Here is an 803-nt window from a genome sequence, read left to right on the forward strand (position 1 = left end):
GCCTTAGGTCCCGACTCACCCTGATCCGATTAGCGTTGATCAGGAAACCTTGGTCTTTCGGCGGGGGGGTTTCTCGCCCCCCTTATCGTTACTCATACCTACATTTGCTTTTCCATGCGCTCCAACAAGGGTCATCCCTCATCTTCGACGCCGCATGGAATGCTCCCCTACCATGTCTTACGACATCCACGGCTTCGGCAGATCGTTTATGCCCGATTATTATCCACGCCAGATCGCTCGACTAGTGAGCTGTTACGCACTCTTTAAATGAATGGCTGCTTCCAAGCCAACATCCTAGCTGTCTCTGCGATCCGACCTCGTTAGTTCAACTCAACGATCATTTGGGGGCCTTAGCCGGTGGTCTGGATTCTTCTCCTCTCGGACACGGACCTTAGCACCCGCGCCCTCACTCCCTGTAAATATATATCGCGCATTCGGAGTTTATCTGGACTTGATAGGCGGTGAAGCCCTCGCATCCAATCAGTCGCTCTACCTCACGATATACTATAAAGAGGCTGCACCTAAATGCATTTCGGGGAGTACGAGCTATCTCCGAGTTTGATTAGCCTTTCACCCCTACCCTCAGCTCATTGGAAAGCTTTTCAACGCTTACCCATCCGGTCCTCCAGTTGGTGTTACCCAACCTTCAACCTGGCCAAGGGTAGATCACTCGGTTTCGCGTCTACCCCCCCCGACTGGCCGCCCTGTTCAGACTCGCTTTCGCTTCGGCTCCGTACCTTAGGTACTTAACCTTGCCGGGGAAGGTAACTCGTAGGTTCATTATGCAAAAGGCACGCCGTCAC

1 rRNA gene is annotated in these 803 nt (G+C 52.9%); it reads right to left on the bottom strand.

Annotated elements, in window-relative coordinates:
• Positions 1-803, bottom strand: a 23S ribosomal RNA gene (locus ACESPU_RS21695); the annotation flags it as partial.

It is taken from the genome of Parabacteroides sp. 20_3 (genome assembly GCF_964238835.1).
GTDB classification, from domain to species: Bacteria; Bacteroidota; Bacteroidia; order Bacteroidales; family Tannerellaceae; genus Parabacteroides; species Parabacteroides distasonis.